The sequence below is a fragment of the Nocardia pseudovaccinii genome (assembly GCF_050942345.1).
Classification (GTDB): domain Bacteria; phylum Actinomycetota; class Actinomycetes; order Mycobacteriales; family Mycobacteriaceae; genus Nocardia; species Nocardia pseudovaccinii.
The window spans coordinates 7,432,938-7,459,261 of sequence record NZ_CP192074.1 but is presented as its reverse complement, the minus strand read 5'-3'; the positions used below and the strand labels follow the sequence as shown (position 1 = coordinate 7,459,261).

The window sequence follows — 26,324 nt, the reverse complement described above, 5'->3', positions numbered from 1 at the left end:
CATTGATTCCGTTATCAGAATCGTATCTGATAAAAGAATCAGAGTCGATCGCGACTATGGTTTCGGGCGCTGCCCCGGCCCGGATTCGGTTCCGGCTGAATGTAATTCTCGACGCGATGCCGGGCGCTTCTTAGTGTCCGTTGATGTGACCACCAGCGACCAGACCCAGGCCGACCCGAGCGCCGACTGGAGCTTCGAGACCAAGCAGATCCATGTCGGACAGGCGCCGGACGGCACGACCAATGCCCGCGCCCTGCCGATCTACCAGACCACTTCCTACACGTTCCGGGATACCGCGCACGCTGCGGCGCTGTTCGGTCTCGCCGAACCGGGCAATATCTACACCCGCATCATGAACCCGACCCAGGATGCCGTGGAACAGCGCATCGCGGCGTTGGAGGGCGGTGTCGCGGCGCTGCTGCTGGCCTCCGGACAGGCCGCGGAGACCTTCGCGATCCTGAATATCGCCGGTGCGGGCGATCACATCGTGTCCAGCCCGCGGCTCTACGGCGGCACCTACAACCTGTTCCGCTACTCGCTGCCCAAACTGGGCATCGAGGTCAGCTTCGTCGACGATCCGGATGATCCGGAACAGTGGCGCGCGGCGATCCGGCCGAATACCAAGGCGCTGTACGGCGAAACGATCTCCAACCCGCAGAACCACATCTTCGACATTCCCGGCATCGCCGAAATCGCGCATGCCGCAGGCGTTCCGCTGATCCTCGACAACACCGTCGCGACGCCGTATCTGATCCAGCCGCTCGCCCACGGCGCCGATATCGTGGTGCATTCGGCGACAAAGTATCTGGGCGGCCACGGTGCGGCCATCGCGGGCGTGATCGTCGACGGCGGCACCTTCGATTGGACCGGCGGCCGGTTCCCCGGCTTCACCACGCCGGACCCGAGCTACCACGGTGTGGTGTACGCCGACCTCGGTGCTCCCGCCTATGCCCTCAAGGCCAGGGTGCAACTGCTGCGCGATCTCGGCTCGGCCGTCTCGCCGTTCAACGCCTTCCTGATCAGCCAGGGTCTGGAGACGCTGAGTCTGCGGATCGAACGGCATGTGCAGAATGCGAAGGCGGTGGCGGACTTCCTCGCGGCCCATCCTGAGGTGACCTCGGTGTCCTACGCCGGGCTGCCGTCCTCCCCGTGGTACGAGCGCGGCCGCACCCTCGCGCCCAAGGGTGTCGGCGCGGTGATCGGCTTCGAATTGGCCGGTGGGGTCGACGCGGGTAAGCGTTTCGTCGAGGCGCTCACGCTGCACAGCCACGTCGCCAATATCGGCGATGTGCGTTCCCTGGTGATCCATCCGGCGTCGACCACCCATTCCCAGCTGACTCCGGAAGAGCAGTTGGCGGCGGGTGTGACCCCGGGCCTGGTCCGTCTCGCGGTCGGCATCGAGGGGATCGACGACATCCTCGCCGATCTCCGCGGCGGATTCGCCGCCGCTCGGTAGTCGACGTGTCACCCACTGCCAGTCGTGCCGCCGGGGTCGCATTACGCGGTCTCGGCCGCAGTTTCGGCGCCCATACCGTCCTTCGCGATATCGAATTGGACATCGCGCCGGGTGAGGTGATCGCGCTGGTCGGTCCGTCCGGCAGTGGGAAGTCGACACTGCTGCGGGTCATCGCCGGGTTGGACGAGCCGACCGAGGGCGAGGTCGTGCTGGACGGTCGGCCCATGCGCGGCATCGACCCGCGCTGCGCGGTGGTTTTCCAGGAACCGCGGTTGCTGCCGTGGCGCGACCTCGCGGGCAACGTCGCATTGGGCCTGCCGCCGACCATCGCGCGGGCCGAAGGCGAGTCCGAGGTGCGGCGCGGACTCGAAATCGTCGGCCTGGCCGGATTCGAGGGACATCGGCCGCGACAGGTGTCCGGGGGCATGGCGCAGCGAACGGCATTGGCCCGTGCGCTGGTTCGCCATCCGGGCGTGCTGCTGCTGGACGAGCCGTTCGCGGCGCTGGATGCGCTGACCAGGCTGCGGATGCAGGACCTGCTCGACGAGGTGCAGCGCGCCGCGGGCATCACGGTCGTTCTCGTCACCCACGATGTGGACGAGGCGCTGCGCTTGGCCGACCGTGTTGTGGTACTCGAAACCATCAGTGGCGAAACGGGTTTCACGATCGGCGCGGCACTGGAGGTAGATGCCGATCGGCCTCGTGACGATACCGACCCACAGTTGGCCGCACTGCGGCTCGACCTACTCGAACGACTCGGCGTTCCGCGCCGCGCCACCGTCAAGGAGACACTCTGATGAGACGACCGTCGATCGTCCTGGCAGCCGTCGCGGCGACGGTGGTGACGCTGCTTTCCGGTTGTGCCGAGGGCGAAAAGTCTGGTGCGGCGGGGGCGGGTGAGGTGCGGCTGGACTACGCCTACTACAACCCGCTGAGCCTGGTCATCCGGGACCAGCACCTGCTGGAGAAGTCCGGCGCCAAGGCGACCTGGGTGTTCTCCGCGGGCAGCAACAAGGCCAATGAAAGCCTGCGCGCCAACGCGATCGATGTGAATTCGACCGCGGGTTCGGCGGCGCTGCTGGCGAAGGCCAATGGCACACCGCTGCAAAGTATTTCGGTCTACAGCAAGCCGGAATGGACCGCGCTGGTCGTCGCGAAGGATTCCCCCATCACCTCGGTGGCCGAGTTGAAGGGTAAGAAGATCGCGGCGACGAAGGGGACCGACGCCTATTTCACACTGCTGCAAGCACTTCAGACGGCCGGTCTCACCGCCAAGGATGTGGAGGTGACCAACCTGCAGCACGCCGACGGCAAGACCGCACTCGAACGCGGCGATGTCGACGCATGGGCGGGTCTGGATCCCTATATGGCGCAGACCCGTCAGGAGCAGGGTTCGCGATTGCTGTACCGCAACGCCAACTTCCAGACCTACGGCGTACTCAATGCCCGCACCGATTTCGTCGCACAGCATCCGGACCGGGTCCAGGCCGTGGTCAATGCCTATGAGCAGGCCAGGGTTTGGGCGCTGGAACATCCGAACGAACTCGCGCAGCTGCTGGCAACCGAATCCAAGACCTCCCTCGATGTCGCCAGGGAAACGCTCGAGCGCACCGTGTTGAAGGTCGATCCGGTGCCCGGTGAGGCTCAGCGGGCGGTGCTCACCTCGGTCGTGCCGATTATCGTGGCCGACGGTGACGTGCGATCGAAGGAAGCCGCCGAGACCGCGCTGGGTGCGCTCTTCGAGCCGAAATTCGCACAGCAGGCCCTTCGGTGACGGTGACCCGGACCGCGCCGCCGCGTGGTGCCGCCGGATCCGTTGGGACAGGGTGGCGCTCGGACTGGTCGTGCCCGTGCTGCTGCTGTTGCTGTGGCAAGGGGTGACCTCGGCCGGACTGTATTCGTCGAGTCAGCTCGCGCCGCCCGCGGATGTGCTTGCCGCACTGCGGGAATTACTACAGCGCGACGACCTGTGGAGCCATCTGGCGATCAGCATCCAGCGGGTGCTGCTCGGCTTCGCCAGTGGGGCACTCATCGCCTTGGTGCTCGGCGCGGTGGTCGGGCTGTTCGATATCGCCCGAGCGCTGCTGGCGCCGACCGTCGGATTGTTTCGCACGGTGCCGTCGCTGGCGTGGGTGCCGCTGCTGCTGTTGTGGCTCGGCATCGGCGAGGAGCCCAAGATCGTGCTGGTGGCCATCGGTGCGTTCTTCCCGATCTATACGACGACGGCATCGGCTCTGGCGCAGGTCGATCCGCACCTGACCGAACTCGGGCGGGCCTATGGACTGCGCCGTGCCGCGCTGTTGTTCTCGATCCAATTGCCCGCGGTGGCACCGGCGGTCGTCAACGGTCTGCGACTCGGCCTGGCCAACGGGTGGCTGTTCCTGGTCGCGGCCGAGCTGATCGCCTCGTCGAAGGGACTGGGCTTCCTGCTGATCGACAGCCAGAACAGCGGCCGCACCGACATCATGCTGCTGGCCATTGTGCTGCTGGCCTTGCTCGGCAAGATCAGCGACACCGTATTCGCCATCGCGGAAACGAAATTGATCGACAGCCGGTTCTGAAAGTCAGGCGTGCGCGCCGCGGATGCGGTCGACGATGGAAAGGGGGTCGGTCGGTGCGGCGTTGCCCCGCCACGCGACGTGTTGGTCGGGCCGGATCAGTACGAGGTCGCGTTCGTAGAGCGCACGGGCGTGGTCGTCGCGGATATCGACCACGTCGAGGGGAACGCCGCGCTCAGCTGCGGCGTCCGTGAGTCCGGTGACGTCGTGTTCGGCGAAGCGCAGCAGGGTGAAGCCGCGGCCGAGCAGGTCGAAGATCGCGCGGCCGTCCGCGAGGTACACGCTCGGCGGCCTGGTGCCGGGCCAGGTGCTCGGCACGTATTCGTCCATCCGCTGCGGCGGCGCGTGACCCTCGGGATCCCGGCAGACGATGGGGGAGTCGTCGTAGCGGTAGCCGAGTTCTATGCCGAGGGCTTCGTTCTCCAGGTTGCCCAAATCGCTGATCTCGCGGCCGAGTTCGCGCCGGGTGCGTTCGCCGAACCAGCGTTCGCTGTGCATGGCGGTCCAGTCGCTGGTCATGATGGCGCCGCGGACCGCGCTGTGCCTGGCCGAGGCCGCGCGGTTGCGCAGCGCTACGGCGCGTCGCTCCTGCTCGTAGGCCGTGAGCAGACCGGGGCCACCCCAGCCGTGCAGCTGTGCGGCGAGGACCCACCCGAGTCCTACCGCGTCGCCGACGCCGGTATTCATGCCGTAGCCCCCGGTGGGCACGACTTGATGGACGGCGTCGCCGGCAAGCCAGACCCGTCCGCGTCCGAAGGAATCGGCGACGCTCAGGCGCGGGGTCCAGAAATTGGCGACCAGGATCTCGATGTCGAAGCGTCGGCCGAGCCGTTCGAAGACGAACTCGCGCGGGTCGATCTTGTCGGCGTCGGTGCCGATGCCGAGCGGCGCCTGCAGGGTGAAGGTGTCGCGGTCGTTCTGCGAGATGACGGTCCAGCCTTCGGGGGACTGGAGGTGCCAGACGGTGCCGAAGCGGGTGCGGATCTCGGTATCTGTGGTGGTGAAGTGCACGAGGTAGAACCGGCCGTCCATGGGGCGCTGCCCGGTGGCACGGAATGCGCGGATCGAGCTCTTGACGGCCCGTCCCGGGCCGAGCTCTTTGACCAGGAGTTTGCGGAGATCGATCTCGTCGAGTCCGATGCCGAGTTGCCTGCGGGTGCGGCTGCCCGCGCCGTCGCAGCCCACGAGATATTGCGCGCGGACGGTGCGCGATTGCCCGGTCTCCCCGGATACCAGACGCGCGGTGACACCGTCGGCGTCCTCGGTGAAACTGTTCAGCGCCCAGCCGTAGTGGACGTGTGCATCGGCTCGGGTGTCGAGCTGTTCGCGCAGCGCCGGTTCGAGGATCACCTGCGATACGCGCATGGCGGGCTCCAGCGGGAGGCCGCCGTCATTGCGCTCGCGGATGAGCCGGAATTGTTCGGCGACGCTGGGATATTCGAAGCGCGCCAGCTCCCAGCCGACCGCATTGGTGACCCAGGTGACGCTGGTCCTGGAGTCGTCCGGAATCGCGACCTTGCGCAGTTCGTCGGCGACACCCAGCCGCCGGTACAGCTCCATGCTTCGGCCATTGGTGATGTCCATTTTCGGATGCCTGGTGCTGGTGGCATTGCGTTCCACGACGACGGTGTCGACACCGTGGCGGTCCAGTTCGAGCGCGAGCGTCAGACCTACCGGACCGGCCCCGACCACCAGTACTGAGGTTGTTTCGGCGGGGGTCATCGCGCCGTCCTTTCCGGATTGCTCCGGTCACTCCGATGTGCCATGGACCACATTGAACATCTCTGTTCAATTCATGTCAACATTGATCTGTTTAGATCGATGTTGACTCATTCGAAACGTGCTCGTACTTTGGTGTGGAACTCCAGGAAGGAGATGCCGGGTGAATGCGACCGAGAAGCGGATCAATGCCGCTGCGATGCGGCTGTTCGCCGCGCGGGGCAGCGCGGATCTGACGATCAGCGAGCTGGCGACCGAGGCGGGCGTCGCCCGCGGCACGCTGTACCGCAATGTCGAATCCATCGAGCAGCTCTTCGACCGGGTGCGGGCGCAACTCGCTTTCGATATCCACGATGCGAACGCCCGGGTCATGGACGCCCACGGCGATATCGATCCGCCGCTGCGGATGGCCACCGGCATCCGCTTGCTGGTGCGGCTCGCCCATGAGAATCCAGCGATGGGACGCTTCCTGGTCCGGTTCGGCCTGACCGACGAGTCCCTGCGCGAGGTGCTCGGCGGTCCGCCGATGCGCGATATCGAGCAGGGCATCGAGAGCGGCCGCTACACCGTCTCACCGGGGATGGCGCTGAGCGTCGCCGCGATGGTCACGGGCGCGGTGGTCAGCGCGATGTGGATGGTGCTCGAAGGGCATCAAGCCTGGCGCGATGCGGGCGCCGGTGCGGCCGAACTGGTGCTGTGCGCGTTGGGGATGCCGCGAGAGGAGGCGCGTCGGATAGTCGCCGCGCCACTGCCCGATCTTCCCGAACTCTGACCGATTCCATTCGAGCTGATCGCAAACCTGTTCTGCGGGAGCGGAATACGGTTGTCTCGAGCAAATGAGCTCTGCACGACGTCGGGCGTTGAAAACAGTTACCGGAGTCAGCGGCGCGGCGAGCGTCTATGCGGCCGCGATCGATCCGCACGAATCGACGGTCGCGTCCTCGATCGAGATCGCGAAGATCGCCGAGGCCGATAAGTTCGACGCACTGTTCGCCGCCGACCTGCTGAGCTTCGGCGCGCAGGGAGCGATCGGCGCGCAGGAGCCGCTGATCTTTTTGTCCGCGTTGAGCGCGGTGACCTCGCACGTCGGCTTGATCGCCACCGTGACCAGCACCTTCCACCATCCCTACAATCTCGCCCGGCTGTTCGGAACGCTCGACCATGTGAGCAACGGCCGCGCCGCTTGGAATGTCGTCACATCCTCGGTGGGTGAGGAGAACTACGGCGATCAGGATCTGCCGAGCCCGGAGCAGCGGTATGCGCGGGCGACCGAATCACTCGAGGTCGTCAACGCTCTGTTCGACAGCTGGAAACCGGGCGCGCTGACCCCCGACGGAAACGGCGGCGCGGTCCTGGACGCGACGAAGGTGCGCCCGATCGAGTATGCGGGGCAATACTTCACGGTGCGGGGTCCGCTCAATATCCCGCCGTTGCCGCAGCGTCGCCCGGTCCAATTCCAGGCCGGTCAATCGGCGGGCGGAATCGAGCTCGGCGCGCGGTTCGCCGAGGTGGTCTTCACCTCGTTACCGACGCTCGAAGATGCGGTGACCTATACCAAGACGATTCGCGCCCGCGCGACGGAACTCGGTCGCGCACAAGGCTTGCCGCTGATCATGAGTTCGTTCCATGCGACTTACGGAGCGACGGAGGCAGAGGCGCGGCGGTTGGTCCGCGAGGCGGCCGAAGCGACCGACTTCGATGCGGGCCGAATCCAATTGGCCGATATGTTCGGCGGCGGTATCGATCTCTCGGAACTGCCGCTGGATCGGCCGATCCCGGAAACGATACTGCCGGAACTGAATTCGGTGAATCGACGGCGCGGGCGGGTGGAGATCTTCACCAAGCTGGCGGCATCGGGTCGCACGCTGCGTGAGCTGATCGTCGCGGCGAAGGATACCGGGCACTGGGCGGCAGCCGGGACACCGGAACAATTGGCTGATGCTGTCGAAGAGCGTTATCGTGCCGGGGTTCTCGACGTCATTTCTTTGGGCGGTCTTGCCGATGCCCGAACTCGGGACTTTGTCACCAATGGACTGCTGCCCGAATTGCGCCGCCGAGGAATCGTCGGAAACGACTATGTCGGTGGCACTTTCCGCGAGAACTTGGAACTTCCCCCGCTACCCGAGCGCACGGAATGAATTCGGCGGCTAGTTCGGCGTCGATGCGGAGCCGGTGGCCGATGGTGCCTGCACGAGCGTCAACAACGAACGCTTGCGCAGGGTGAATCCCAACGTCTCGTACAGACTGATCGCCGTCGCATTATGAGCGACGGCGTGCAGGAACGGTGTCTCGCCGCGCGCCCGGATCCTCGCGCCGACCGCACGGGTCAGCCGAGAGGCGAAGCCGCGGCCGCGGAATTCGGCATCGGTGCACACGGCGCTGATCTCGGTCCAGCCCGGCGGGTGCAGGCGCTCGCCCGCCATTGCCACCAGCCTGCCGTCCACCCGAATCCCCAGGTATGTGCCCATTTCGATGGTCCGAGGCGTATACGGGCCCGGCTCGGTGCGGGCGATCAGCTCCAGAATCTCCGGCACATCGGCGGCGGTGAGTACCTCGAGTTCCGGATCGTGGGCGACGCGTAGCGCGGTGCCGTCCATTTGCACCGAACCGAATTCGTTCAGCACGGTCCAGTCGTCCGGTGGCACGTGGCCGTAGCCGCGCAGCGCGGTGCTGCCGCCCGGTCCGAGCAGGGCGGCCAGATCGGCCCAATCCTGTTCGTCCAGTACCGGTGGATGACCGATGAACCTGGCGACCTCCGGGTCGTAGCGGCCGATGCGGCCCACCCAGCTGGCGAACCGGCGGTGCTCGCCACGCAGCGATGCCCGCACCGGATCGTCGAGCGGGTGCAGTGGGGTATTGATGTCGATGGTCGACTCGGTGGTCATCGCGCACTCCTCCGCAACAGGGTCCGACCGGAGAACGTTAGCGAGGCGCACAAGTGTCGGCACCGGTTGTGCTCAGCGGAATTTCTATCCGGTGGCAGTCGCGTCGCAGCGTATTTCCCCGCGCTCGAGCTGATCTCAATCGTTGACACCACCAGGTCGGTCCCGCCACGAATATCGCCTGGCCACGCCATATGAGGTCGGCGAGGAATCAGACCTGGCAGCAGAGCGTCCGGCCGGGGTCGTCTACGTCCGACGCATCAGCGATTGCGCGCGTTGCAGGACATGACATTCGCGCATGCACAGTTCGAACGCGGGCCCCTGGTCGGCACTCCCGCCCAGGTCGCCGAGCAGATCGATACCTTCGTCCAGAACGACGGCTCCGACGGCTTCATCCTCGGCTCGCACCTGGTGCCTTGGGGCATCGATGAATTCGCCGACCAGGTGGTGCCGCTGCTGCAGGACCGCGGGGTGTTGCGCACCGAATACACCGGAACCACGCTGCGCGACAACCTCGGTCTGCCGAATATCCGGTCCACGATGTCGGCCTGAATTCGGCCGCCGCTCTCGGTATTCCGGGCCGACGGCGGCAATCGGACAGCGCCAGCGGCAGGAGACCCCGCGGGTACGGCCGCTCGGGGTTCTCGATGAGCGTCCTGCGGTGCTCTACGTCTCGCAGGGGATCGTGGCGTGCGACTCCGGGTCGAGGACGTTGGTGACGAGGCCGATCAGGCGCGGGTCCTTCAGTTCGGTGATGTGACCACTGTGGTCCCGAGAGCAGCCGTCCTGGAGCCAGACGTTGTGCACGTTGGGGGCATCGAGGAAGGCGATGTCCGGTGGGACCGAGATCTGGTCGTCATGGGTGGCGATCATGGTGTACCGCACCGACGCGGCGACAGGGGAGGGACCGCTATTGAGTGATTCGATAAAGCTTTTCGCTGCTGGATCGAGCCCGCTGAGTCGACCCGGTGCGGTTTGCGGTCCGCTGACGGCGACGACATTGTCGACCGGATTCGCCCCATCCGGGAAGCGTATGCTCACCGCACGCATGATCAGGGCGCCGTAGGAGTGGCCGACGAGGTCGACCGAGTTGGCACGGTTGACCTGGAGGATCTTGTGCACCGCGTCGGTGAACTGCTGTGTGATCTTCTCAGGTCCAGCGTTGGAGTCGTAGTCGGGTGTGTAGACACAGCGCCCGTCGGCTCGGAGGGCCGATTCGAGTTCGCCCATGCTCCGGTTCGCACCCTCGACGCCGAACGCCGAAAGCGGCTGCCAGCCATGGACGAGGACAACCGGTTGTTCCGCACGAGTGCCGACCGGACAGGCGACTATGCCGTCGGCCGGGTCCGCCGATGCCTGCCGCGACCCGCAGGCCACGGCGGCGACTGCCGTGGCGGCCACAAATGCCGTCGCGACGATCCGTCTTGTCTTCAATGTTCGTCTGCTGCCGTACATTCGATAGATCACAACGCTGCTAATTGTATGACCGGATACGCCTACCTCGCCGTGCTGGAGGAGGCGACCTCAGAACCGTTCGGCGAGTCGCCTCCATCGAATACACCAACGTCGGCGCGTCCGACTGTCCGGGCGGTGATAATCGCCGACGCCGGTCGCTTCACCCACGAGGAACCGCGCTGGTATGTGAAATATACGATATGGAACTCATATAATCTTCAACTAGGATTGTGTGCATGAGTGCAGATAGTTACCGTCGGACAACCAACACCATCAACAAGGTCATCGTCGGGCTACAGCGGATAGGCATCGCCTTCGGCCCGATGCAACTGCTCACGGTCGCGGGGCGACGCAGCGGGCAGTTGCGCACCTTCCCGATCGCGGTGAACCAGCTCGACAGCGGACGCTTCATCTTCCAGGCATTCCCGAAGGCGGCGTGGGTCGCGAATGCCCGTGCGGCAGATATCGTTACGTTGACGCGCGGCCGAAAGTCGTCGACGGCGCGCCTGGTCGAGGTGCCTGTCGACGAGCGCCCGCCGCTGCTGCACGAATTGGTGGCGACGAGTCCGAAGAGCGTCGGCCAGCGTTTCGTCACCACCGGACTGGCCGATGCCGCCACTCCGGATGGCGTGGCCGCATCGGCGCATCGAATCGCGGTCTTCCGCGTCGTTCCCGCCTGACGGAGCCGATCCACACCTCGGCGAGCCGGATCTGCCCCTCGCCTACGTATGATACGAAAACCATATAAACGTAGGCGAGGTGGCGGACAATGAATTCGGCAGCAGGTCGGACATCGACGCGCAGCCGTCGGCGATTGACGGCCGACGTGCGGGAAGCATTGCGTGACTTGAATATTCAGCTTTCGCTGCTCAATAGACGGTTCGGTGGCCGGGTCGAACTCAAGGACGTCGACTGGACCTGCCTCGACCTGATCAACCGTCACGGCCCCATGTCCCCGACGGCGTTGGCGCGTCGCGCCGGATTACACCCCGCGACCATGACCGGAATCCTTGATCGCCTGCAGAAGGGCGGATGGATCGTCCGCGAACGTGACCCGGACTCCGCAGATCGTCGCGCGGTCACCTTGCATGCGGTGCGCGAACGGAATTCCGAACTGTTCGAGCTGTTCTCCGGCATGAACAACCGCATGGACGAACTCTGTTCCCGCTACTCCGAAGCCGAACTCGAGGTGATCGCCGACTTCCTGCAGCGAACCGGCGTAGCGGGCCAAGAGGCCGCCCAGGAGTTGGCGCAAGGCTGAGGATCAGCTGCCTCGGCGCTCCGGTCGATCCAGTCCGAGCTGTGCGCAGGCCAGCAGGGCGACCTCGATTTCGAGCCGGTTCTCGGTTACCGGGTGACCGAGGATTTCCTCGGCTTTGCGGACTCGGTAGTGGACGGTGTTCTTGTGCACGTGCATGCGGGTGGCGGCATCGGTGAAGCTGCCGCGGGCATCGAGAAAGATCTGCACCGTCTCCCGTAGCCGGGCGGTCGCCTCATCGTCGCGCATGAGGTCGCCGAGCACGCGCTCGGCGAAGGCGCGGACATCGGCGAGATGGTCGATCAACAAGCTGGCCAAGGCAATTCGGGAATGCAGGGTGAGCTGACGGTCGAGGTGGGTGGTCGCGATGGCGACGCCGCGGGCGCGCTGTGCGTCGCGAAAGGTGCGACGGAATCCGTCGAGCCCGGTGCCGGGTTCCCCGACTGCCAAATGCAGGGTCGGTCGCGTGCGCAACTCGTTGTCGAGCCGGTCGGCATCGAGGGCGGGCTTGCCGGTGGAGGAGATCCAGGCCCAGCAGTTCTGTTCGTCGACGGTGATCGTCAGTGCGGTCTTTCCGGTGGCCGCAGATAGCATCGCCACGCCCGCGCGCAGCAGACCGGCCGGGTCGGGGGAGCCCGGTGGTATCCAGATGACGGCGGCCAGGTGCCAGCCGCGCAATGAGGTCGCCAGCATCTGTTCGGCCGATGCCAGATCCAGTTCGTCGGTATCGAGTACGGCCCGGATCTGTGCGGCGCGCGTGGCGTCGGAGCGAGTATCCCAGCGGCGGCGTTCGTTTTCGTAGATGTCGATGATGCCCTCGATGACCTGGTCGATGTAGCTGTTGACCAGCAGGGCGATCCGGCTCATGGTCGCCAGTGCCTCGTCGGCGGACCGATCCAATTCGCGCAGGATCGTCATGGCCTGCTGTAGGAACATGTGTTCGCCGAGGCGGTAGGCGCGCAGCAGCCCTTCCAGGGACAGATCGTGCTGGGCGAATCGGCGAGCGTATTCGGCGGCGGCCGGTGGCACGGTGATGTCGTCGATGGAGATGCTCAGGGCCAGCATGTCGATAATGGCGACGAGATTGGACGAGGTGCTCGCGACCATCAGCCGCCGCACCTCGCTGTCGTGCCGGAATTCCGGGATGACCTCGACGAACATCGAGGTCATCTCGACGGTCAGCCGCTCGAGATCGGCTTTGATACTTCCCGCGACCTCGCGCACGATCGGGTCCACGCCGGCACTCATAGCCGGACAGTAACCGACGGCCTGGTCGGGTTCGGCCGTATTCGGAAACCCTTTGTGCCCGCAGTACAAAGCCGCCGGTGAATTCTGGGATACCGGCCCGTAGTCGAGGGTCGGCCGGGTGCCTACCGTTGAATGTAATACCGATCACACCCGATGGTGAGGAAATCGTGCACCACATCGCCGAATTACCCGATATAAGAGCCGAACGGAATCCGGCCGGTCCATGTATCGCACGATGATCGTGAGCAGTTGGATAATCAGGCCTTCGCGGCTCGTGTTCGCGCGGCCGCCGCCGTTTTGTACGGGCATGGAATTCGTCCCGGGTATGTCGTGGCGGTGGCGCTGCCGAATCGAATGGAATTGGTGATAATTCTGTTCGCCGCGTGGCGTCTCGGTGCCGCGGTCACGCCGGTGAATCCGCACCTGACGTTCGACGAAGCGCGTTATCAAATCGAGGATGCCGCAGCGAAAGTGGTGATCACCGAGGGTGGGCGCGGCATCGGGACGCTGGATGTGGCCGAGGTGGCGGGTCGGTCGGCGAATACGGACGCCGTGGTGGATTCAGCTGCCGGAGACGGTCTGGCGCTGCTCATCTATACGAGCGGCACGACCGGGCGGCCCAAGGGCGTCATGCTCGATCACGGCAATATCGCCGCGATGTGCGGCATGATCATCGACGCGCTCGGCCTGGACGAGACCGATCACAGTCTGCTGATCCTGCCGCTGTTCCATGTCAACGGGATCGTGGTGAGCGTGCTGTCGCCGCTGCTGGCGGGTGGTCGCGCGAGCATCGCCGCGAGGTTCTCCGCATCGACATTCTTCGATGTCGTCGCGCAGGTCCGGCCCACCTATTTCTCCGCGGTGCCCGCGATCTACGCGATGCTGGTGTCCCAGCCGGAACAGCTGCGCCCGGACACCTCGTCGCTGCGCCGGGTGATCTGCGGTGCGGCGCCGATGCCCGCCGAATTGATCGCACGCTTCGAAACCCGGTTCGGTGTGCCGATCGTCGAGGGCTACGGACTGTCCGAGGGCACCTGCGCCTCGACGCTGAATCCGCCTGCGGGGCAAAGGAAGCCGGGTACCCTCGGGCTTCCGCTGCCCGGGCAGACGGTCGCGATCATGGATCCCGACGGCAACCTGCTCGCGGATGGATCGCCCGGCGAGGTGGTGGTGCACGGGCCGAATGTCATGCGCGGCTATCTCGGCCAGCCGGATGCGACCGCGCGCACCATCGTCGACGGCTGGCTGCACACCGGGGACGTGGGCCGGTTCGATGCCGACGGCTACCTGGTGCTGGTGGACCGGATCAAGGACATGATCATCCGCGGTGGCGAGAACATCTATCCCAAGGAGATCGAGAATGTCCTGCATGCCCACCCGGGCGTGTTGGAAGCGGCGGTGGTCGGTGCGCCCGATCCGGTCCTCGGCGAGGTTCCGGTCGCCCATATCGTGGCGCTGCCCGGTTCGGTGGTCACCGAGACCGAGCTGATCGAGCACTGTCTGCGGTCGCTGGCCCGCATCAAGGTGCCGGTATCGATTTTCCTCGCCGACGGACTACCCAGAAATCCCGTCGGAAAGATCGATAAACGAAAACTCCGTGCACTCGCGGCGAGTGCATAGCGGATTATCCGCCCGGCCACACGATCCGTAATCATCGGTATTTCGGACGCGGCCGGTGCCTGCCCGAAATCCCTGCCATTGAAAGGTTGGAACAATGGGATTCAAAGAGGCGGACTTCCCGCCCGTCGATCCGGAGACATTTCTCGACAAACCGCTCATGGAACGCATGAGAGCACTGGCCCTGCACTGGGTGGAATACGGATTCGGCACGCCGAAAATGATCCACACCATCTATATGGTCAAGGTGCTGATCCTCTACATTCTGGGTGGCATCGCGCTGGTCACCTGGACATCCGGCGTCGGCCCGTTCTGGGATGTGGCGCATTGGTGGAACCAGCCGATCGTGTATCAGAAGCTGATCCTGTGGACGGTGCTGCTCGAGGCGATCGGCGTCGCCGGATCGTGGGGACCGATCGCGGGCAAATTCAAGCCGATGATCGGCGGCATCCTGTTCTATGCCCGGCGCGGCGCGATCCGGCTGCGGCCGTGGCGGCGGGTGCCGTTCACCGATGGCGATCGCCGCACCGGTGTGGATGTGCTGCTGTATCTGGCATTCCTGGCCAGTCTGCTGGTGCCGATCCTGCTGCCGGGAGTGCCGAGTTCTTCGCTGAGCGACGCGGTGCCCGACAACACCACCGGCCTGGTGCAGCCGACGCTGCTGATCGCGCCGATTGCGCTGTACATACTGTGCGGATTGCGGGACAAGACGATCTTCCTCACCGCCCGTGGTGAGCAGTACCTGCCCGCGCTGGTGTTCTTCGCGGTATTGCCGTTCGTCGACATGATCATCGCCGCGAAACTGCTGATCTGCGTGGTGTGGATCGGGGCGGGGATCTCGAAGTACGGCTACCACTTCAGCAATGTCGTATCGGCGATGACCTCGAATGGTCCCTGTGTGCCGTTCAAGAGCGTCAAGCGGCGGTACTACCGTGACTTCCCGCGCGATATCCGGCCCTCGAAGCTGGCCTCGTTCACCGCGCATGTCGGCGGGTCGGCCGTCGAGATCGCCACCCCGCTCGTGCTGCTGTTCGCCACCAACCGGTGGATCATCCTGGCGGCGGTGGTGCTCATGGTGGTGTTCCACCTGACGATCATTTCGATGTTCGCGCTGGCGGTTCCGCAGGAGTGGAATGTCATCTTCGCTTACCTGACGGTGTTCCTGTTCCTTGGCTTCCCCGCCGGGGACGGCTATGCCGTCACCGACATGTCCTCGCCATGGTTGACCGTCGCGATCGTCGCGGTTCTGGTCTTCTTCCCGATTCTGGGCAACCTGCGTCCGGACCTGGTGTCGTTCCTGCCGTCGATGCGCCAGTACGCCGGAAACTGGGCTTCGGCCCTGTGGGCCTTCGCCCCCGGTGCGGAGGAGAAGTTGAACGCGCTGCCGCACCGGCCGACCGAGAACCAGATCGACCAACTGCGGGCCATGGGCTATCCGCCCGCGGTCGCCGAGATCACCATGCAGCAGACCATCGCGTGGCGGTCCATGCACAGCCAGGGCCGCGGACTATTCTCCCTGCTACTGAAGAACATCCACGAGATCGACCGCTGGACGGTGCGCGAGGCAGAGTTCGGCTGCAACTCGCTGATCGGCTTCAACTTCGGCGATGGCCATTTGCACAATCTGGACCTGATCAACGCCGTACAAGCGAGGATCGGATTCGAACCCGGCGAATGGATCATCGTCTGGGTCGAATCACAGCCGATCCATCGGGGAACCCAGGAGTATCAGGTGATCGATGCCGCTCTCGGCGTCATCGAACGCGGCACCTGGCGGGTCCGCGACGCGGTGGCCGCCCAGCCGTGGCTGCCGGACGGTCCGATCCCGTTGCAGGTCACCTGGCGGTGCGAGGAGGCGTTCCGCACCTTGTCCGGCAGGGCCGAACCGGAGTCGGAAATGGTGTTGTAGTGCCTGTGCCCCAGTAGTTTTCAGGAAGGACATCCGATGAAAACCGCCATCGTCGTCGGCAGCGGACCGAATGGCCTGGCCGCCGCGATCGCCCTCGCACGAGCCGGTGTCGAAGTGACCGTGCTGGAGGCGGCCGACGAGATCGGCGGTGGGACCCGTTCGAGCGAGGCGATCGTGCCCGGACTCGTGCACGATCACTGCTCGGCCATCCATCCGATGGCGGTCGGTTCGCCGTTTCTGGGCGGTCTGGATCTCGAGCGTTACGGGCTGCGGTGGGCGTGGCCCGAGATCGACTGCGCCCACCCACTCGACGACGGGACCGCCGGGGTGCTGTATCGCTCGGTCGCCGAGACCGCCGCCGGTCTCGGTACCGATGGCCGGGCCTGGCGGCTGCTGTTCGACCGGCCGGTCGCCGCCTACGACCGGTTCGGCGCGGACATCATGCGCCCGCTGCTGCGGCCGCCCCGGCATCCGATCAGCCTGGCCCGCTTCGGAATTCCCGCGCTGGCACCGGCATCGCTACTGGCGGAGATCTTCCGCACCGAGCAGGCCAGGGCATTGTTCGGTGGCGTCGCCGCGCACGCGTTCCATCCGCTGCACCGACCGCTGAGCGCCAGCGTCGGGCTGGGCATCCTCACCGCGGGGCATCGCCACGGCTGGGCGGTCGCCGTCGGCGGCTCACAGTGCATCACCGACGCGATGGCCGCACTGCTGCTCGACCTCGGCGGGAAGATCGAAACCGGTGTGCACGTGCGGTCGCCGTGGCAGTTGCCGCCCACCGACATCACCATGTGGGATCTGGCGCCGACCGCGCTCGCCGAAATCCTCGGTGACCGGCTTCCGTCACGAATTGCCAAGGCATATCGGCGATTCCGCTACGGGCCAGCGGCCTTCAAGGTCGACTTCGCGGTCGAGGGCGGGGTTCCCTGGGCCGCTGAATCCGCCCGCCGGGCCGGAACCGTCCACCTCGGCGGCGGTTTCGCCGAAATCGCGGCCGCCGAACGCGAAATCCATGCCGGGCGCATGCCCGAGCGACCGTTCGTGCTGGTCGGGCAGCAGTACCTCGCCGACCCCCAGCGTTCGGTCGGCACCGTGCACCCGGTGTGGACCTATGCCCATGTTCCGCATGGCTACACCGGCGATGCCACCGAAGCGATCAGTGCCAGGATCGAAGCCTTCGCCCCCGGCTTCCGTGACCGCATCGTCGGCACCATTACTCGCACCGCTCCCGGTTTCGCCGAGTACAACCCCAACTTCGTCGGCGGCAACATCATGACCGGCGCCAAAGACATTCCCCAACTCGTCTTCGGCCCGCGAAAAACCCTGCAGCCCTACGACATCGGCCTCCCCGGCCACTACCTGTGCTCCGCCGCCACCCCACCCGGCCCCGGCGCTCACGGCATGTGTGGAGCCAACGCCGCTGCCCGCGCCCTGCGCCTGCTTCATCACTGAACAGCGCCGGACCTGAGCGCGAGGTTCGGCTCGGTCACCGAAAGTTGAACTTGACGTCAGAGTCGAATACGGTGTCGATCTATATTAGCGCGGTAGACGAGGTGACCCATGGACGCACGCAATCTGCTGGACGAGTGGCTGGGGCTGGGGAGTCGCCAGGTCGGGACCAATGGGATCGAGTTGCGGGTCGTCGAGCATGGGGACGGTCCCGTTGTGGTGTTCTGCCATGGGTTTCCCGAGCTCGGGTTCTCGTGGCGGCATCAGGTTTTCGCGCTCGCCGAGGCGGGTTTCCGGACGTTGACACCGGATATGCGCGGATACGGAGGCAGTTCTCGGCCGAGTCGGATCGAGGACTACGACATGGCCGCGCTGTGCGGTGATCTCGTCGGTTTGCTCGATGAGGCCGGTGTCGAGGATGCGATCTTCGTCGGTCATGACTGGGGTGCGTCGGTGGTGTGGCAGTTGGCCCTTCGGCATCCGGATCGGGTGCGGGCTGTTGCGGGACTGAGTGTTCCGGCCACGCCGCGGTCGGTCGCGGCGCCGTTGCCGATTCTGCGGTCCAGGCTGGGCGACGAGTTCTATATGTGCTGGTTTCAGGAACCGGGCCGCGCTGACGCGGAGCTTGCCTCGGATGTGCGCCGAACTCTGCTGCAGGACGATGTCGTCGGTGTCCGGGATCTGTTGAGCGGCAACGGTTCCGAGATGCCAGCTCCGGCCTGGCTGAGTGAGGACGAACTCGGCTACTACATAGCGGCTTTCATGGCCACCGGGTTCACCGGTGGACTGAACTATTACCGCAACCTCGACCGCAACTGGGAACACAGCGCGCACTTGGCCGATGCGAAGATCCACCAGCCCGCGCTGTTCATCGCCGGGTCGGAGGATGCCGTCATCCGGTTCACCCCGACCACCAAGATGGCTCACATACTGTCCGACCTGCGGGCGACCGTTGTCCTGGACGGAGCAGGACACTGGATTCAGCAGGAACGCGCGGACGAAGTCAGTGCCGCACTCATCGACTTCGCCCGCAGCGTCAGCTGAAGACCTACCCGACCACCTGCCGATAGCGTGCGGACAGCATCTGCGGGAATCCGAGGTCACCTTCGATAACCCGGATCGCCAACGGCGCGGCGAGCGCACGCAGACGCGCACACCCGGTTTCGCCGATCGCTTCGTACGGAAAGACCGAGAGTTCGTCCGTCCTGCTCTCGATCGCGCCACGCCGCTCGGAGCCGTGCTCGCTCAGCGCAACAGAATCGTCGGCCATCCAATCCCGTTCACGAAGCCGCCGCACACCGTCGGCCCAGTCCCGCTCGCTCCAGGATCGGCTGGCGCGCAATACTTCCGGCGATATCTCGCCGGTCGCACTGTGCGTGATCAAAGCCTCGATACCGTCCAGCCCCTCTGTCAGCAGCAGGGCGACGTGTCCGTCGCCGCGGTACTCCCGCAACAGTGTCTGCGCATGCCACAGCACCAGATGTGGTTCATCGGGCCACGGCAGCGCCGCATGCGCCGCGAACAATGGACGGCCCTGCGGGCGTTCGCAGGCATGTTCGGCGGCTTGCCGGGCGAGCGCGGCGGCTTCGCTCACCTCGGGGCCATAGATGTCATCGCCCCATGCCTGCCGAAGCGACCGATCGACGGCACGCATACGAGCTCGGAAAATTTCTGTGGGAGAGGCGATGTCCCATGCGGCAGGGATGACGGCCCGCACCGCGTCCGGATTGAAATTGAAGAACGTAGCGATGGTGACTTCGGCAGGCACCGGTCCGAATGCCGCGGACCGGGACGCGAAGTACATCATGCGCGGATCCGTAATGCCCAACTCACGGTAGGCATCCGGGCCGTGTGGGGTGAAGTAGATCACCCCGTGTATCGGCTCGAGCGCTCGGAACGTCAGATGGGCACTAAGAGCGTGTCTCACGTCGCTGTTTTCCCGGCTTTCGCGAGTTTCTTGTAGCAGGTCAGTGTGGCGGCGAGGGTGAGGAAGCCGAGGTAGTGGGTGGCCTTGCGGTCGTATCGGATCGAGAGCCGGTGGTAGCCGAACAGCCAGGCGATCGACCGTTCGATGACCCAACGGTGGCGGCCGAGTTTCTTGCTGGATTCGATGCCCTTGCGAGCGATGCGGACGGTAATTCCCCTGTCTCGCACCCATTTTCGTAGTTCGACATGGTCGTATGCCTTGTCGGCGTGCAGTTTGGTGGGTTTGCGTCGCCGCGGTCCGCGTCGGGACTTGATCGCGGGGACGGCTTTGACGAGAGGTTTGAGCGCGTCGGCGTCGTTGGTGTTGGCGGCCGATATCGCCACCGACAGCGGCAGGCCGGCACGGTCGGACATCACGTGGATCTTCGAGCCGGCCTTGCCCCGGTCGACGGGGTTCGGGCCGGTCATGGATCCCCTTTTTTCGCCCTGACCGATGCCCCGTCCAGGACCGCGCGTGACCAGTCGATCAAGCCTTGGCTGCCCAGTTCGTCGAGGACCGCCCGATGCAGGCGCCGCCACAGACCGGCCTCGGTCCACGCCGTGAACCGGCGATGCGCGGTGGGCACCGTGACCCCGAACGACGGTGGCAGATACCGCCAAGCGCATCCGCTGGTCAGCACGAACACTATCGCGGTGAACACCGCCCGATCATCCATCGGCGCGGTACCCCCACCCTGCGGGCGCGCCTCGAACCGCGGAATCAGCGGTTCAGTCAACGCCCACAACTCATCCGGCACCAGGCGCCGCGAAAGTTCGTCCACCACAACATGATCACAGGATCAGACCCAGATCCACGTGAGACACGCTCTAAGCGGGGATACGGTAGTCAATGGCGTTGCTCCGGTTATCTATTCGATCATTTCTCGAAGTAACGGCGCGGATTGCGCACCAGAATCGCGTCGATATCGTCGTCGGTGAGTCCCCGCGCCGTCAGCGCCGGAATCACATCTTCACTGATGTGCCGGTAGTTCCACCGCGGCGCCACCTGCGCTTTGGCCTCCGGATCGAACCAGTCGATATGGCACGCCGCGTCATGCGCGATAACGACCTTGTCCAGGTAGCCGCGTCGCACCAGTTCGACGATGGTGTCGATCCGATCCTCGAACGGCAGCAGGACGTCGAGCCCGAATCGATCCATGCCGAGCAGCGATCCCGCGTCGGCGAGTTCGGCAGAATCGACGGTTCCGGTGGCGGTGGGAATCTCGGTCAACGGGCTGCCTTGTCTGTGAAGAGATTCGGGTCGAGAGCGCGTTTGAGGATCTTGCCGGTGGCGCCCTTGGGTAGCTGTTCGGTGAAGGCGAAGCGGTGCGGCACCTTGTACGCCGACAGCCGCTCCTTGGCCCAGGACCGCAGATCCGCCGGATCGAGTTCGACCCCGGGCGTGGCGGCGACGACCGCGCCGACCTCCTCGCCGTAGTGGTCGTCCGGAATGCCGATCACCGCGACTTCGACGATGTCGGGATGCTCGTACAGCACTTCCTCGACCTCGCGCGGATAGACGTTGTATCCGCCGCGAATGATGAGATCCTTCGCGCGGTCGACGATGTAGACATAGCCGTCGGCGTCGACGCGGCCCAGATCGCCGCTCTTCAACCAGCCGTCGGACAAATCGGCGGCGGTGGCCTCGGGCCGGTTCCAGTACCCCTTCATGATGCTGGGGCCGCGCAGGAAGATCTCGCCGACGGTATCTGCGGGCAGTATCTTGCCGTCGGGATCGCGAACCTCGATCGACGTCCCGGGCAGCACAGCGCCGACCGAGCCCACCCGCTGTTCGCGATTCAGCGGGTTGTACGTGGCCGCGCCGGTGGATTCGGTGAGTCCGTACCCCTCGAGAATGGTGCAGCCGAAGCGATCCGAGAAGGCGCGGATCACCTCACCGGGCAGTGAAGCCCCGCCGGATGCCGCCAGCCGCAGGCTCGCGAAATCTGCCGCACCGTAGTCACCGGCCGCGTGCAGCATGGCATTCCACATGGTCGGCACACCGGCGACGTGGGTGAGCTGCTGATCGCGGATCATCGCGATCATGGCCCGCGGTTCGAAGGGCATCACCATGGCGAAGGACGCACCCGCGTGCAGCGCGGTGAGCAGGCACACCGCCTGCCCGTAGACATGGAACAGCGGCAGTCCGGTACCGAAGCGATCGTCCGGGCCGAGTTGCAGCTGATCGGTGAAGATTCGAGCGGTCTCGGTCAGGTTGGCGACGGTGAGTTCGACGCCCTTCGGTTTGCCGGTGGTTCCGGAGGTGTAGAGCAGCACCGCGGTGTCGTCGGCGCGGCGGCGCACCGGTTCGGCCACGGGCTCGGCCGGTTCGGCATGCGCGCCCGGCGTGAGCGCGAGCAATGGCAGATTTCGTTCGGTGGCCGCCTCCCGCGCTGCCTCCTGCGCGCCGTGCCAGGCGATGACGATCCGCGCGCCGGAGTCGTCGAGCACGTACCCGATTTCGGGCGCCGTGGCCATCGTGTTCATGGTGATGGCGATGGCGCCGATGAGCTGCGCGCCAAGATATGCGACGACGAATTCAGCGACGGTGGGCGCCACCAGCAGCACCCGGTCGCCCGTGGCGATACCGGATTCGCGCAGCAGGCCGCCGTAAGCCGCACTGCGCCCGGCCAATTCGCCGTAGGTGAGCTGTGTGTCCGGGGCGAGCAGCGCGATGGCTTCGGGGCGTTCGGCGGCGTGCTGCCAGCACCGGTCGGCGACATTGGTCGGCTGATCCGATGCGGTCGGGGAAGCCGGATTCGCGGGCATGGCTTGCTCCAGTTTCATGAGTGTGCGAGAACTGATGTGACCCAGGCCACGTCAGTGGGTCGGACGCTACTTGAATTTGGCGTCATGTTCAATAGATGTTGTGCCGATACAGGTTGCCCAGCGGCGTCGTGGGGTCGCGGGAGCGGCGGGCGCTGTTACGATCCACCACGTCAGCGAGCCGGAAGACAGCGAGTGAGGCAGTGAACGCCCAGGAAGCCACCGAGGACCAGCCCGGTCGGGTGCCCCCACGGAGTAAGCGTGGCATGCGCACCAGGTCCGCGCTGGTGACCGCGGCGCGCGAGGTGTTCGAACGTGACGGTTTCCTCGACGCCAGGATCAGTGATATCTCCAAGGCCGCCGGGGTCGCCTCCGGGTCGTTCTACACCTACTTCGACAGCAAGGAAGAGATCTTCGCCGCGGTCGTCGAGCAGGTGCGCGAGGAAATGCTGCACCCGCACATCCGGGAGCGGGTCGGCATCGACGACCCGCGTGAGTTGATCGCCGCCGCCAATCGTGAGTACCTGCTGTCGTATCGGCGTAATGCGCGGCTGATGGCCGTGCTCGAGCAGGTGTCGAAGATCGATGAGAAGTTCCGGGTGCTGCGCTTCGAGCGCGCCCTGGCCTTCGTCGAGCGCAATGCCGAGATGATCCGGAATCTGCAGGATCGTGGCCTGGTGGACGCCGAGTTGGATGCCGAGGTCACCTCGCTCGCGCTGTCGAGCATGGTGAGCCGCATGGCGTACTTCGTATTCGTGGAGGGGCGGAAGGTGTCCTTCGAGAAGTTGGTGAAAACGCTGAATCAGTTGTGGTTCAACGCTCTTCAGCTGAAAGAAGCTCACTGACCGAGCGTCGGCCACACGGTCGGCCGGTGCGCACCGATCATTCATGTGACCCGTATCACGTGACGCGCGGCCTCACTTGAACTTGACGTCGGAATCAAGTTCGGTGAGTCTGGGTCACGCAGTTCGAGCATCAGGAGAGGCTTACGTAATGGGTCGTTTCGACGGAAAGACGGCGATTGTCACCGGAGCCAGCCGCGGTATCGGGCTGGCCATCGCGCAGCGGCTGGTGGCCGACGGTGCGCGGGTCTGTGTGACCGCCCGCAAAAAGGACGCGCTGGACGCGGTGATCGCCGAACTCGGCGGACCCGAGCACGCCATCGCCGTCGCGGGACGAGCCGACGACGTCGAACATCAGATCGAGGCCATCGAGCGCACGCTGCAGACCTTCGGTTCGGTCGACTTCCTGGTCAACAATGCCGGTATCAACCCGGTGTACGGTCCGATGGTCGAACTCGACCTGGCCGCGGCCCGTAAAGTCTTCGAGGTGAACTGCCTGGCGGCGATCTCCTGGGTGCAGCAGGCGCACAAGGCATGGCTGGGCGAGCACGGTGGCTCGGTGGTCAATGTCGCGTCGGTGGCCGGGATCAAGCCTGCGCCCGGCATCGGGTTCTACGGGGCAACCAAGGCGATGCTGGTGCACATCACCCAGGAGTTGGCGGTCGAACTCGGTCCGTCGATCCGGGTGAACGCGATCGCGCCCGCCGTGGTCAAGACCCAATTCGCCACCGCGCTCTACGACGGCCGCGAGGAGCAGGTCGCCTCGGCCTATCCGCTCAAGCGCCTCGGCGTACCCGAGGACATCGGCAGTGTCGCCGCCTTCCTGCTCTCCGATGACGCGGCCTGGTTGACCGGCCAGTTGATCGTCGTCGACGGCGGGGTCACCCTCACCGGAGGCGTGGCGTGAAGGCTTGGCGGGTAACGGAATTGGGCGAACCGGCGCAGGTACTGCGGCTGGTCGAACTGGCGGAGCCCGAGCCCGGTCCAGGCCAGGTGGTGGTGCGGACCCGCGCGGCGGCCGCGAACTTCCCGGATGTACTGATGTGCCGGGGCGAGTACCAGATCAAGCCCGAACTCCCGTTCACCCCCGGGGTGGAACTGTGCGGTGAGGTGGTCGCGGTCGGTGCCGACGTCGACGGCATCGCGATCGGCGACCGAGTGCTCGGCAGTCCGGCGCTGCCCTGGGGTGGGTTCGCGGAATTGGCGGTCATGCACGCCGCGGATGTCTTTCCCGCACCGGCGGCGCTCGACGATGCCGAGGCCGCCGCCCTCTTCATCGGCTATCAGACCGGCTGGTTCGGACTGCATCGGCGCGCCGGCCTGCGGGCAGGGGAGACGCTACTGGTGCATGCGGCGGCCGGTGGCGTCGGCAGTGCGGCCGTGCAATTGGGTAAGGCGGCCGGGGCCACGGTGATCGGGGTGGTCGGCAGCGCGGCCAAGGCCGAGGTCGCGCGGGCGCTCGGCGCGGATATCGTGGTGGATCGCAGCACACAGGATTTCGTCTCGGTCGTGCGGGAAGCGACCGACGGTCGCGGTGCGGATGTGGTGTACGACCCGGTCGGCGGCGAGGTGTATCAGCGGTCCACCAAGTGCATCGCTTTCGAGGGACGCATCCTGGTCGTCGGTTTCGCGGGCGGGCAGATCCAGTCCGCCGCACTGAATCACGCACTGGTGAAGAACTATTCGATCCTCGGCCTGCACTGGGGCCTGTACCGCGACAAGGACCCGCAAGCGGTGCGCGACTGCCATCTGGAACTGACCGGGCTGGCCGAGCAGGGTGTGGTGAAACCCTTGATCGGTGAGCGGCTGCCACTGGATGACGTGGCTGCTGGACTGCAGCGTCTCGCCGACGGCAGGACCGTCGGCCGTGTGGTCTTCGAACCGTGAACGGTGCCAACCAAATTCGACAAGGAGAACCGTAATGAGTAGTGAGACAACCCGTACCGCCATCGTGACCGGCGCCGCGCGTGGCATCGGCGCTACCACCGCGAAGCGGCTGGCGGCGGACGGCTTCGCGGTCGCCGTCCTGGATCTCGACGAGGCGGCCTGCAAAACCGTTGTCGCCGAGATCGAATCGGCCGGTGGCCGGGCCCTCGCGGTGGGGGCGAACGTCGCCGATGAACAGGCCGGCGCCGCGGCGGTCGAGCGGGTCGCCGCCGAACTGGGCGCGCCGACCGTCCTGGTGAACAACGCGGGCATCATCCGCGACAACATGCTGTACAAGATGACCGTCGACGACTGGGACGCGGTCATGGGCGTGCACCTGCGCGGATCCTTCCTGATGAGCCGCGCGACGCAGAAGTACATGACCGACGCGGGCTGGGGCCGCATCGTCAATCTCTCCAGCACTTCGGCGCTCGGCAATCGCGGCCAGGCCAACTACGCCGCGGCCAAGGCCGGATTGCAGGGATTCACCAAGACACTCGCGATCGAACTCGGCAAATTCGGCGTGACCGTGAACTCCGTCGCGCCGGGCTTCATCGAGACCGAGATGACCGCCGCCACCGCCGAGCGCATGGGTGTTTCGTTCGAGGAGTTCAGCAAGACCCTGGTGGCGCGGATTCCGGTGGGACGCGTCGGCAAGCCCGAGGATATCGCGCACACGGTGTCGTTCTTCGTCAGCGAGGGCGCGTCGTATGTCACCGGCCAGGTGCTCTACGTCGCCGGTGCGCCGACGGTCTGAGGGGCGAATAGTGAAGGTATTCAATGGAATCGGCGAACTCGAGCAGGCCGTCGGCACCCATCTCGGCTACAGCGAATGGCACACCGTCACCCAGGAGCAGATCGATCTGTTCGCCGAGGCGACCGGTGACCGTCAGTGGATTCACGTCGACCCGGAGCGAGCCGCGCAGGGACCGTTCGGCACGACAATCGCCCACGGCTATCTGACCCTGTCCCTACTGCCGCAGCTGGTCTGGCAGGTATATCGCGTCGAGGGGGTGCAGATGGGAATCAACTACGGCAGCAACAAGGTTCGCTTCCCGTCGCCGGTGCCGTCGGGTAGTCGCGTGCGGGCGGGCGTGGAACTGGTGCAGCTCGAGCCGACCAAAGCGGGGGTCCAGGTGACGGCTCGGGTGACCATCGAACGCGAGGGCAGCGATAAGCCCGCCTGTATCGCGGAAGCGCTGTCGGTACTCGTGCCCTGATAGAAGTGACCGCCGGACATCCTGTGCCCGGCGGTCACTTCTTTTCGGCGAGTG

At 65.5% G+C, this 26,324-nt stretch carries 24 protein-coding genes and 2 pseudogenes; 18 read left to right on the top strand and 8 right to left on the bottom strand.

Annotated features, from left to right (window positions below; genetic code table 11):
* Window positions 1–145: 145 nt before the first annotated feature.
* The 4 genes from ACQPZ2_RS33605 (at window position 146) to ACQPZ2_RS33590 (ending at window position 4,017) form a co-directional block, all read left to right on the top strand.
* Complete coding sequence (locus ACQPZ2_RS33605) at window positions 146–1,456, top strand: bifunctional o-acetylhomoserine/o-acetylserine sulfhydrylase (protein ID WP_433522093.1); 1,311 nt, start codon at window positions 146–148, stop codon at window positions 1,454–1,456.
* A 5-nt stretch (window positions 1,457–1,461) separates the two neighbouring features.
* A complete protein-coding gene (locus ACQPZ2_RS33600; protein ID WP_433522092.1) occupies window positions 1,462–2,253 on the top strand; it encodes an ABC transporter ATP-binding protein in 792 nt (263 codons plus the stop codon).
* Entirely contained in the window at window positions 2,253–3,230 is a 978-nt protein-coding gene (locus tag ACQPZ2_RS33595; RefSeq protein ID WP_433522091.1) for an aliphatic sulfonate ABC transporter substrate-binding protein, read from the top strand. The genes ACQPZ2_RS33600 and ACQPZ2_RS33595 overlap by 1 nt, the downstream gene beginning before the upstream one ends.
* A gap of 88 nt (window positions 3,231–3,318) precedes the next feature.
* Window positions 3,319–4,017, top strand: coding sequence for an ABC transporter permease (locus ACQPZ2_RS33590; protein WP_433527593.1), 699 nt, complete (start codon window positions 3,319–3,321; stop codon window positions 4,015–4,017).
* A gap of 3 nt (window positions 4,018–4,020) precedes the next feature.
* Here ACQPZ2_RS33590 and ACQPZ2_RS33585 read toward each other — a convergent pair whose 3' ends face one another.
* Window positions 4,021–5,736: an FAD-dependent monooxygenase gene (locus tag ACQPZ2_RS33585; protein ID WP_433522090.1), complete on the bottom strand. Its 1,716-nt coding sequence runs from the start codon at window positions 5,734–5,736 to the stop codon at window positions 4,021–4,023.
* Between the two features lie 160 nt (window positions 5,737–5,896).
* Between ACQPZ2_RS33585 and ACQPZ2_RS33580 the strand changes: the two genes are divergently transcribed.
* Window positions 5,897–6,505, top strand: coding sequence for a TetR/AcrR family transcriptional regulator (locus ACQPZ2_RS33580; protein WP_433522089.1), 609 nt, complete (start codon window positions 5,897–5,899; stop codon window positions 6,503–6,505).
* 64 nt (window positions 6,506–6,569) lie between these two features.
* Window positions 6,570–7,871: an NtaA/DmoA family FMN-dependent monooxygenase gene (locus tag ACQPZ2_RS33575; RefSeq protein ID WP_433522088.1), complete on the top strand. Its 1,302-nt coding sequence runs from the start codon at window positions 6,570–6,572 to the stop codon at window positions 7,869–7,871.
* Window positions 7,872–7,880: 9 nt separating this feature from the next.
* On the opposite strand, the gene ACQPZ2_RS33570 is transcribed toward ACQPZ2_RS33575, so the two are convergent.
* Window positions 7,881–8,618 (bottom strand): GNAT family N-acetyltransferase, encoded by a 738-nt coding sequence (locus ACQPZ2_RS33570; protein WP_433522087.1) that lies wholly within the window; start codon window positions 8,616–8,618, stop codon window positions 7,881–7,883.
* 300 nt (window positions 8,619–8,918) lie between these two features.
* Between ACQPZ2_RS33570 and ACQPZ2_RS33565 the strand changes: the two are divergent.
* Window positions 8,919–9,167: pseudogene (locus ACQPZ2_RS33565) on the top strand (F420-dependent methylene-tetrahydromethanopterin reductase); the annotation flags it as partial.
* 114 nt (window positions 9,168–9,281) lie between these two features.
* Here ACQPZ2_RS33565 and ACQPZ2_RS33560 read toward each other — a convergent pair.
* Window positions 9,282–10,049, bottom strand: coding sequence for a lipase family alpha/beta hydrolase (locus tag ACQPZ2_RS33560; protein ID WP_433522086.1), 768 nt, complete (start codon window positions 10,047–10,049; stop codon window positions 9,282–9,284).
* A 257-nt stretch (window positions 10,050–10,306) separates the two neighbouring features.
* On the opposite strand from ACQPZ2_RS33560, the gene ACQPZ2_RS33555 reads away from it, so the two are divergent.
* Together ACQPZ2_RS33555 and ACQPZ2_RS33550 are read left to right on the top strand one after the other, a co-directional pair.
* Window positions 10,307–10,750 (top strand): nitroreductase/quinone reductase family protein, encoded by a 444-nt coding sequence (locus tag ACQPZ2_RS33555; protein ID WP_387290197.1) that lies wholly within the window; start codon window positions 10,307–10,309, stop codon window positions 10,748–10,750.
* 89 nt (window positions 10,751–10,839) lie between these two features.
* Complete coding sequence (locus ACQPZ2_RS33550; protein WP_433522085.1) at window positions 10,840–11,331, top strand: MarR family transcriptional regulator; 492 nt, start codon at window positions 10,840–10,842, stop codon at window positions 11,329–11,331.
* A 3-nt stretch (window positions 11,332–11,334) separates the two neighbouring features.
* On the opposite strand, the gene ACQPZ2_RS33545 is transcribed toward ACQPZ2_RS33550, so the two are convergent.
* Window positions 11,335–12,576 carry a PucR family transcriptional regulator gene (locus ACQPZ2_RS33545; protein ID WP_433522084.1) on the bottom strand — a complete coding sequence of 414 codons (1,242 nt, stop codon included), beginning with the start codon at window positions 12,574–12,576 and terminating at the stop codon, window positions 11,335–11,337.
* A 176-nt stretch (window positions 12,577–12,752) separates the two neighbouring features.
* Between ACQPZ2_RS33545 and ACQPZ2_RS33540 the strand changes: the two are divergent.
* The 4 genes and pseudogenes from ACQPZ2_RS33540 to ACQPZ2_RS33525 all read left to right on the top strand — a co-directional run bounded on the left by ACQPZ2_RS33540 (window position 12,753) and on the right by ACQPZ2_RS33525 (window position 18,595).
* Window positions 12,753–14,196, top strand: a pseudogene (locus ACQPZ2_RS33540) (class I adenylate-forming enzyme family protein).
* Window positions 14,197–14,290: 94 nt separating this feature from the next.
* Window positions 14,291–16,102, top strand: a complete 1,812-nt coding sequence (locus ACQPZ2_RS33535) for a DUF3556 domain-containing protein (RefSeq protein ID WP_433522083.1) — start codon at window positions 14,291–14,293, stop codon at window positions 16,100–16,102.
* A 36-nt stretch (window positions 16,103–16,138) separates the two neighbouring features.
* Window positions 16,139–17,554 carry a phytoene desaturase family protein gene (locus ACQPZ2_RS33530; protein ID WP_433522082.1) on the top strand — a complete coding sequence of 472 codons (1,416 nt, stop codon included), beginning with the start codon at window positions 16,139–16,141 and terminating at the stop codon, window positions 17,552–17,554.
* Window positions 17,555–17,662: 108 nt separating this feature from the next.
* Window positions 17,663–18,595: an alpha/beta fold hydrolase gene (locus ACQPZ2_RS33525; protein ID WP_433522081.1), complete on the top strand. Its 933-nt coding sequence runs from the start codon at window positions 17,663–17,665 to the stop codon at window positions 18,593–18,595.
* A gap of 4 nt (window positions 18,596–18,599) precedes the next feature.
* Here the strand turns inward: ACQPZ2_RS33525 and ACQPZ2_RS33520 are convergent, their stop codons facing one another.
* From ACQPZ2_RS33520 to ACQPZ2_RS33505, 4 genes are all read right to left on the bottom strand, one after another.
* Window positions 18,600–19,478, bottom strand: a complete 879-nt coding sequence (locus ACQPZ2_RS33520; protein WP_433522080.1) for an SCO6745 family protein — start codon at window positions 19,476–19,478, stop codon at window positions 18,600–18,602.
* A protein-coding gene (locus ACQPZ2_RS33515; protein ID WP_433520531.1) for an IS5 family transposase occupies window positions 19,475–20,301 on the bottom strand; the annotation gives its coding sequence in 2 pieces (ribosomal slippage) (window positions 19,475–19,951 and window positions 19,954–20,301; 825 coding nt in all). The genes ACQPZ2_RS33520 and ACQPZ2_RS33515 overlap by 4 nt, the downstream gene beginning before the upstream one ends.
* A gap of 92 nt (window positions 20,302–20,393) precedes the next feature.
* A complete protein-coding gene (locus ACQPZ2_RS33510) occupies window positions 20,394–20,747 on the bottom strand; it encodes a hypothetical protein (RefSeq protein WP_433522079.1) in 354 nt (117 codons plus the stop codon).
* Window positions 20,744–22,285 (bottom strand): long-chain-fatty-acid--CoA ligase, encoded by a 1,542-nt coding sequence (locus ACQPZ2_RS33505; RefSeq protein WP_433527592.1) that lies wholly within the window; start codon window positions 22,283–22,285, stop codon window positions 20,744–20,746. Before ACQPZ2_RS33505 ends, ACQPZ2_RS33510 begins: the two co-directional genes overlap by 4 nt.
* A gap of 263 nt (window positions 22,286–22,548) precedes the next feature.
* On the opposite strand from ACQPZ2_RS33505, the gene ACQPZ2_RS33500 reads away from it, so the two are divergent.
* The 5 genes from ACQPZ2_RS33500 (at window position 22,549) to ACQPZ2_RS33480 (ending at window position 26,270) form a co-directional block, all read left to right on the top strand.
* Window positions 22,549–23,127: a TetR/AcrR family transcriptional regulator gene (locus ACQPZ2_RS33500; protein WP_387291392.1), complete on the top strand. Its 579-nt coding sequence runs from the start codon at window positions 22,549–22,551 to the stop codon at window positions 23,125–23,127.
* 148 nt (window positions 23,128–23,275) lie between these two features.
* Window positions 23,276–24,031: an SDR family oxidoreductase gene (locus ACQPZ2_RS33495; protein ID WP_433522078.1), complete on the top strand. Its 756-nt coding sequence runs from the start codon at window positions 23,276–23,278 to the stop codon at window positions 24,029–24,031.
* The gene (locus ACQPZ2_RS33490; protein ID WP_433522077.1) at window positions 24,028–25,011 is read left to right on the top strand and encodes an NADPH:quinone oxidoreductase family protein; all 984 of its coding nucleotides are present in this window, start codon (window positions 24,028–24,030) and stop codon (window positions 25,009–25,011) included. Before ACQPZ2_RS33495 ends, ACQPZ2_RS33490 begins: the two co-directional genes overlap by 4 nt.
* A gap of 34 nt (window positions 25,012–25,045) precedes the next feature.
* Window positions 25,046–25,807: a 3-oxoacyl-ACP reductase FabG gene (gene fabG, locus ACQPZ2_RS33485; protein WP_433522076.1), complete on the top strand. Its 762-nt coding sequence runs from the start codon at window positions 25,046–25,048 to the stop codon at window positions 25,805–25,807.
* Window positions 25,808–25,817: 10 nt separating this feature from the next.
* Window positions 25,818–26,270, top strand: a complete 453-nt coding sequence (locus tag ACQPZ2_RS33480) for a MaoC family dehydratase (RefSeq protein ID WP_433522075.1) — start codon at window positions 25,818–25,820, stop codon at window positions 26,268–26,270.
* Window positions 26,271–26,324 lie beyond the last annotated feature (54 nt).